The following is a 6,827-nucleotide window of genomic DNA, read 5'->3' on the forward strand; positions in this document are numbered from 1 at the left end:
AGGCATGCCCACCGTCCCAAACCGCGCGCCTCGAACCCTTCAAAGGGTTCGCCCCAGTCCTTCAAAGGACTGGCACCTTCACGCCGCCAGCCCGCGCCCCTTGAGCAAAGCGTCAACCCCCGGCATCCGCCCCCGGAACCTGGTGTAGAGCACATCCGCCTCTTCGGACCCGCCAGCCGACAGGATGAACTCCTCCAGCTTGCCCGCCATCGCCGGATCGAATGCGCCGCCCGCTTCCTCGAACGCCTCGAACGCGTCCGCATCCATCACCTCGGACCACATGTAGCTGTAGTAGCCAGACGAATACCCGTCCCCAGTGAAGACATGCGCAAAATGCGGCGTCGCATGGCGCATGACGATGGCCTCGGGCATCCCCAGCCCGTCAAGCACCTCGGCCTGCGCCGCCATCGGATCGGTCGGCGGCGCGCCTTCGTGGAACGCCAGATCCACCAGCGCCGAGGCCACGTATTCCACCGTCTGAAACCCCATGTCATAGGTCGCCGCCGCCAGCACCTTGTCCAGCATCTCCTGCGGCATCGCCTCGCCGGTCTCCGCATGCACGGCGAATTCCTGCAACACTTCCGGCACTTCCAGCCAATGCTCGTAGAGCTGGCTCGGCAGTTCCACAAAGTCCCGCGCCACCGACGTGCCCGAGATCATGTCATAGGTCACATCCGACAGCATCTGATGCAGTGCATGGCCGAACTCGTGGAACAGCGTCCGCGCATCGTCATAAGACAGCAGCGCCGGATCACCCTTGGCGAAGTTGCAGATATTCACAACGATCGGCGCCTGCACATCCGGGAACTTGCGCTGAGACCGCATCGCCGAACACCAGGCACCCGACCGTTTTGACGCCCGCGCAAAATAGTCCCCGATGAACACCGCCACATGCTGCCCGTTGCGCGTCACCTCCCACGCCCGCGCGTCCGTGTGGTAGAGCGGCACATCCAAAGGCCGGAACTCCAGCCCGAACAGTCGGTTGGCACAGGCAAAAGATGCCTCGATCATCTTCTCCAACTGGAAATAGGGCTTCAGCTCCGCCTCGTTGAGCGCAAATTCCTCGCGCCGCCGCGCCTCTGAGTAATACCGCCAATCCCACGCCTGCAACGGCCCGTTCACACCATCGGCCACCATCCTTTCTTCCAGCAGCGCAGCATCCGCCAAGGCCCGCGCTTTCGCAGGCTCCCACACATCCATTAACAAACCGCGAACAGCTTCCGGAGTTTTGGCCATTTCCGTCTCAAGCTTGTAAGACGCGAAATCCGCATAGCCCAACAGCTTCGCCCGCTCGGCCCGCAGTTGCAAAATCTCGGCAGCCACACCCCGATTGTCGGTCTTGCCGCCATTCTCTCCACGCGCGACCCAGGCGCGCCACGCCTCTTCCCGCAAGGACCGGTTCGGACAGAACTGCAGGAACGGCACGATCACCGACCGTGACAGTGTCAGAACAGGGCCATCCGCCCCCCGCTCCTTGCCTGCCGCACGCACCGCGTTCACCACAAATGCAGGCAATCCCTCCAACTCGTCCTCGGACAAGGCCCGCTGCCAATCCCGCTCATCCGCCAGCAGGTTCTGCCCGAACTGCGTGCCCAAAGTGGCCAGCCGCCCCTTGATCTCCTTCATCCGCGCCGCCTCGTCCCCGGTCAGCGCAGCGCCTGCGCGCACGAACCCGCGATGGGTCAGCATCAGCACCCGCGCCTGTTCGGGCGTCAGATCCAGCGCCTCCCGCGCCAGCCACACCTGTTCGATCCGCGCAAACAGCGCCTGATTGCCATAGATCGCCGCCGAATGCGCGGCCAGTTTGGGCGAAAACTCCCGCATGATCTCTTCACGCATGTCGGTACTGTCGGCCCCGGCAAGGTTGTAGAACACCCCCAGCACCCGGTCCAACGCCGCGCCCGTCTGCATCAGCCCTTCAATCGTGTTCTCGAATGTCGGCGGCTCCGGGTTGGTCGCCACCGCTTCGACCTCTGCCAGCCCGTCCACCATCGCGGCCTCGATCGCGGGCGCGAAATGCGCGTCCTCGATCAGGTCAAACGGCGGCAGGCCAAACGGGGTCTCCCAAGTCTCAAGCAACGGGTTGGTCATCGAACGCTCCTATCCGGTTTGATCAAAACCTAGGTCCGTCCGCGGACAACAACAATGGGCCTTGCACGGGGAAAACGGACTTCAGCGTGCAGCGGCAGCCTCTGCTCCACCGCAAACCGGGCAATCGCCGCGCGGCTTCAGCGCGATTTTCCGCGTCTCACCCCACAGCGCATCATAGATCAGCATCTCACCCCTGAGCGCCTGCCCCGTCCCGGTGATCAGCTTGATCGCCTCGACTGCCATCATCGACCCGATCACACCGGGCAAAGGTCCGATCACGCCAGCCTCGGCGCAGGACGGGGCCAGCCCAGCCGCAGGCGCTTCGGGAAAAACACACTGGTAACACGGGGCACCCGACGCCGGATCAAAGACCGAGATCTGCCCCTCCCACTGCGACAACGCCCCCGAAATCAACGGCTTGCCCATGGCGACGGCGGCGCGGTTCGCCAGATAGCGTGTCTCGAAATTGTCCGTGCCATCCAGCACCAGATCATACTCCGCCACCAGTTTTTCGGCCACATCCTCGGTCAGCCGCCGGTGATAGGGGCGCACCTCCACATGCGGGTTCTGCGCGAGCATCGCGGCCTGTGCGGAAAACACCTTGGGCATACCGATGTTCTGATCCCGGTGGATCACCTGCCGTTGCAGATTGGCGTTCTCGACCACATCGTCGTCGATCACCCCGATGGTGCCCACGCCTGCCGCTGCCAGATATTGCAACGCAGGCGCGCCCAGCCCCCCGGCGCCGATCACAAGAACCTTGGCATCCCGCAGCGCCTTCTGCCCCGGCCCACCGACCTCGCGCAGCACGATGTGACGCGCATAACGCTCCAGTTCCGAGGCCGAGAAACTGGCCGACCGCTGCACAGGCGGTGCGTCGCCCTTCTCCTTGACCAACGCACGGTCTTTGAGCCGTTTGACGACCCGCCCGTAAAGAACGGCAATCGCCGCAAACACGCCCAGCAGAATCCACAGCGCGGCACTCTCGCCCGTCGCCATCCGCAACGGATGGCCCAAAGGCAACGCGATCTGGATGAACAACACGCCCACATACAGCAGCCCGATCATGTAGAGCCGCGCCGACCGCGGCATCTTCATCAGCGCGCCCAGACCCCACAGGGCAGCCGCCATCGCAAAGACAACGATCATCCCGACACCCCGGTCGATCCAAAACCACCCGCACCGCGCACGGTGTCGTCGAGGGTCTCCACCAATTCGAACTCCGCCCGCAGCACCGGGGCGACAATCATCTGCGCAATCCGGTCGCCGTGCGCGATTTCAAAAGCATCCTGCCCGGCATTCATGACGATCACCCCCAAAGGCCCGCGATAATCGCTGTCGATGGTCCCCGGCGTATTCGGCAATGTGATCCCATGCTTCAAGGCAAGTCCGGAGCGCGGCCTGATCTGCACCTCATACCCGTCCGGGATCGCCATCCGCAGCCCTGTCGGCACCAAGGCGCGCGCGCCCGGTTCCAGCACAACAGACCCGCGATCCGGAAAATTCGCCCGCAAATCCGCCCCTGCCGCCCCGGCACTGGCATAGACCGGCAGCCCCAGTGACCTGTCCGCGTCTTCATCCCAAGTCAGCCTGATCGCGACCACGCCTTGCCCTTCTTCTCTTTCCAAATACGCAAAATGGCCCAACCGCGCCGTCAGACCAGCGCGTCGGCAATCCGTGCTGCCAATTGCCGCGCCACCGCGTCTTTGCCCATGCGCGGCCAGGCTTCGGCCCCGGTATCCGAGATCAGCGTCACCGCGTTCTCGGTCCCGCCCATGATGCCCGTCGCAGGCGATACGTCATTCGCAACGATCCAATCACAGCCCTTGCGCGCCCGCTTGGCGGTGGCGTTCTCGATCACGTCATTGGTCTCGGCCGCAAAGCCAACCACCAACCCCGGGCGCCCCTCAGACATCTGTGACACCTCGGCAAGAATGTCCGGATTTTCTTCGAACGCCAGTGTCGGCAGCGCGCCCGCCACCTTCTTGATCTTGCTGTCCGACGCCCCAACCACGCGCCAGTCGGCCACCGCCGCCGCGAAGACAGCCGCATCGGCTGGAAGAGCAGCCAGCACGCCTGCCCGCATTTCCCGCGCGGTCTCGACCCGGACCACCTCGACACCATCCGGCGGTGCCACATCCGCAGGCCCGGTGACGAACACCACCTCGGCCCCCAACGCCCGCAGCGCCGCCGCGATCGCAGTGCCCTGTGCGCCCGAGGACCGGTTCGCGATATAACGCACCGGATCAATCGGCTCATGCGTCGGGCCGGATGTCACGACGATCCGCTTGCCGCGCAAAGGCCCATCCGCCAGCGCGCCCACCACCGCATCGACAATCTCCAACGGCTCCGCCATGCGCCCCGGCCCATACTCGCCGCACGCCATGTCGCCCTCATTCGGCCCAACCACGGAAACCCCGTCGCCTTTCAGAACCGCCAGATTGCGCTGTGTCGCCGGATGGTCCCACATCCGAACATTCATCGCAGGTGCGATCATCACCGGTGTATCCGTCGCCAGCAAAAGCGTTGTCGCCAGATCGCCCGCCATCCCCTGCGCCATCTTCGCCATCAGGTCCGCCGTCGCCGGGGCCACCAGCACCAGATCGGCCACGCGGGACAGTTGGATATGCCCCATCTCGGCCTCGTCCGTCAGATCGAAAAGCTCGGTATAGACCTTCTCCCCCGCAAGCGCCGACACCGATAAGGGCGTGACAAACTCCGCCGCCGCCCGCGTAATGACCGGCGTCACCGCCGCACCGCCTTCGCGCAAGCGGCGGATCAGGTCGAGGCATTTATATGCCGCGATCCCGCCGCCGATGATCAGAAGGATACGTTTGCCGCTCAACATAAGGCACAGTCCTGACAGGTCCCCGCTCCTTGTTACGGGGCTGTCGGGCAAAACTCAATCAGCGGAACGCGGCGCAGGGATCGCCCCGATCCACCTCCGGCGCGCTTTCGACAAGGTCGAACAGGCCCGAGGGCGGCACGTCCTCCTCCCCCTGTCCCAAAGACATCACCCGCAAACCGGGCGCTGCCGCCATCAGGTAGACCGGAGCCCCCCAATCCATCCGCGCATGCCCATTGCCGGTGATCACCACCACCGGCCCGCCATGCGCTTCGAACGCCTGAACCGCGGAATAGGCCAGTTCCGCATCCCGCAGCCGCTGAATGTCCACCATCACCGGCAGCATCTCTGCAGGCATCGCGTCGCAATGCGCCGCCAGTTGCAGCGCCTCGCGTGCGGCCTGCTGATCCCGCGGCAATGGCACGGTCAGCCGGTATGCCTCCGCATCACCGCGAAATGCCTCGGCCATCCCGGTCTCCATCGCGCGCCGCGCAACATCGCGGGGCACGGCCGCACCGTAAATGACTGCCTCGGGGGCCGCCGCAAAGATCGGGTAATACATCGAGAAATCCGGCCACCCGCTCGCGTTCCAGCCCAAGGCGGCCTCCAACGCGGCCTCGTCCGCCGCCAGCTCCGGCGTCACCAGATCCGCCTGCGCCTGTGTCAGCATCTCGAACACCAGCGCGGTCGGAGCGATTTCGGCCACATACTCCGCCTGGCGCTGGTGATGTGCCGCGTTGTCATGCAACTCACCAAGAAACACGACATCTGCCCCATCGAAAACGCCCCCAGCGACAAGGGCCGTGGGGGCGAAGATCAGAAAGGCCAGCGCATGTCTCATGAAAGGAAGTGATGCACCTCGGGACTCTGCGCCTCAAGCGATTTCCGGATCTTGGCAAAGGCCGCCGCCTCGAGTTGGCGTACACGCTCCTTAGACAGACCCAGCTCGATCCCCAGGCTCTCCAGCGTACGCGCGTCCTCGCGCAGCTTGCGCTCGCGGACAATGAACCGTTCGCGCTCGTTCAGCTGGTTCATCGCCATGGTCAGCCACTGACGCAGCTGGGCAAGGTCCAGGTCTTCCTCGACCCGTGCGTCCGCCTGCGCGCTTTCATCTTCCAGCGCATCGATCCACTCGCGCCCCTCATCCTCGGTCGACTGCGTCGCGTTGAGCGAATAGTCGGACCCGGACAACCGGCCTTCCATCATCTCGACATCATGCAACGGCACGCCGATTTCCTCGGCAATCATCCGCCGCATCTCGTGCCCCTCGAGCACCCGACCTTCGGCTGCGGCTTCCCGCTCCAGCCGCGCCTGAACCCGGCGCATGTTGAAGAACAGCGATTTCTGCGAAGACGTGGACCCGGTCCGCACGATGGACCAGTTGCGCATCACATAGTCCTGAATGGAAGCCTTGATCCACCAGACCGCATATGTCGAAAACCGCACGCCCCGGTCGGGATCGAACTTGTCGGCCGCCTTCATGAGGCCCAGCCCGGCTTCCTGGATCAGGTCGTTCATCGGCGCGCCATACCGCTTGAACTTCGACGCCATCGAGATCGCCAGCCGCATATAGGCATTTATCAGGCGATGCAGCGCCACCTCATCACGCTCGTCACGCCACGCATAGGCCAGCTTCAGCTCCGTCTCCGCATCCAGCAATTCTGCTTTCATCGCCCGGCGAGACAGGGTTTGGTCGTTGAACGAGTCCAGTGCCATAAGTACCCCCTGATCTTATCTCTTGTATCGTGTACGGGGGGCACCCGCGCATGGATCAAAGATTCACGGAAAAAGTTTCAATATACTCATGCGCCTGAATTGACCTGATGTCGTTTCAGACGATTTTGTATTTTTCTAGGGATACGACGCGGAAGTTGTCGGTTACGGTATCGCG

At 63.8% G+C, this 6,827-nt stretch carries 6 protein-coding genes; all 6 read right to left on the bottom strand.

What is annotated here, in order from left to right:
* Window positions 1–78: 78 nt before the first annotated feature.
* A complete protein-coding gene (locus MRY75_RS19630; RefSeq protein WP_292309666.1) occupies window positions 79–2,091 on the bottom strand; it encodes a M3 family metallopeptidase in 2,013 nt (670 codons plus the stop codon).
* A gap of 81 nt (window positions 2,092–2,172) precedes the next feature.
* A complete protein-coding gene (gene moeB, locus MRY75_RS19635) occupies window positions 2,173–3,240 on the bottom strand; it encodes a molybdopterin-synthase adenylyltransferase MoeB (protein ID WP_292309667.1) in 1,068 nt (355 codons plus the stop codon).
* Window positions 3,237–3,695, bottom strand: a complete 459-nt coding sequence (dut, locus tag MRY75_RS19640; RefSeq protein WP_292309668.1) for a dUTP diphosphatase — start codon at window positions 3,693–3,695, stop codon at window positions 3,237–3,239. Before dut ends, moeB begins: the two co-directional genes overlap by 4 nt.
* Before the next feature lie 50 nt (window positions 3,696–3,745).
* Window positions 3,746–4,939, bottom strand: a complete 1,194-nt coding sequence (coaBC, locus tag MRY75_RS19645; protein ID WP_292309669.1) for a bifunctional phosphopantothenoylcysteine decarboxylase/phosphopantothenate--cysteine ligase CoaBC — start codon at window positions 4,937–4,939, stop codon at window positions 3,746–3,748.
* Window positions 4,940–4,997: 58 nt separating this feature from the next.
* The gene (locus MRY75_RS19650) at window positions 4,998–5,777 is read right to left on the bottom strand and encodes a ChaN family lipoprotein (protein WP_292309670.1); all 780 of its coding nucleotides are present in this window, start codon (window positions 5,775–5,777) and stop codon (window positions 4,998–5,000) included.
* Window positions 5,774–6,652: an RNA polymerase factor sigma-32 gene (locus tag MRY75_RS19655; protein ID WP_292309671.1), complete on the bottom strand. Its 879-nt coding sequence runs from the start codon at window positions 6,650–6,652 to the stop codon at window positions 5,774–5,776. Before MRY75_RS19655 ends, MRY75_RS19650 begins: the two co-directional genes overlap by 4 nt.
* Window positions 6,653–6,827 lie beyond the last annotated feature (175 nt).

It is taken from the genome of Marivita sp., from assembly GCF_022763305.1.
Lineage (GTDB): Bacteria > Pseudomonadota > Alphaproteobacteria > Rhodobacterales > Rhodobacteraceae > Marivita.

Coding starts and splice junctions, on each gene's coding strand:
- MRY75_RS19630 (WP_292309666.1), bottom strand. CDS start 2,091: ATGACCAACCCGTTGCTTGAGACTTGGGAGACCCCGTTTGGCCTGCCG.
- moeB (WP_292309667.1), bottom strand. CDS start 3,240: ATGATCGTTGTCTTTGCGATGGCGGCTGCCCTGTGGGGTCTGGGCGCG.
- coaBC (WP_292309669.1), bottom strand. CDS start 4,939: ATGTTGAGCGGCAAACGTATCCTTCTGATCATCGGCGGCGGGATCGCG.
- MRY75_RS19650 (WP_292309670.1), bottom strand. CDS start 5,777: ATGAGACATGCGCTGGCCTTTCTGATCTTCGCCCCCACGGCCCTTGTC.
- MRY75_RS19655 (WP_292309671.1), bottom strand. CDS start 6,652: ATGGCACTGGACTCGTTCAACGACCAAACCCTGTCTCGCCGGGCGATG.